Here is a 385-nt window from a genome sequence, read left to right as displayed (position 1 = left end):
GGGGTCGAAAGTCCGCGAGTTGCTGATGAAGTCGTCGATCTATGACGTGCATCCGCGCAACTTCCCGGTCGGCAAGGCGGTCGGCACTACCTTCGCCAAGACTCAGCTGGTGATTCGCCGCACCGGCGAAGAGACCTGGGAGCTGCTGGTGCGCCGCAGTTTCTCCGATTACATCTGGCTGTGGCTGCAAGACGCCAGCGCCGAATTCGGCCTGGCGATCAAGGCCTGACATCGTGCCACGACCCTGCAGGAGTGGCCTTGGGCACGACGCTTTTCGCGGCCAAGGCCACTCCTGCAGTTGCCTGCAATGGCATAGACCACCGGGAGCTTCACCATGAGCCGCACCCCCGACACCTGGATCCTCACCGCCCACTGCCCGAGCATA

1 protein-coding gene is annotated in these 385 nt (G+C 63.1%); it reads left to right on the top strand.

What is annotated here, in order from left to right; genetic code table 11:
• The coding region (locus PH586_RS23450) for a sarcosine oxidase subunit gamma (protein WP_271350215.1) at positions 1-229 on the top strand (229 nt) is incomplete at its 5' end.
• Between the last annotated feature and the right edge of the window lie 156 nt (positions 230-385).

This window comes from Pseudomonas aestuarii (genome assembly GCF_027988105.1).
In the GTDB taxonomy this organism is placed as follows: Bacteria; Pseudomonadota; Gammaproteobacteria; order Pseudomonadales; family Pseudomonadaceae; genus Aquipseudomonas; species Aquipseudomonas aestuarii.
This window is presented reverse-complemented; position numbering and strand designations above follow the sequence as displayed.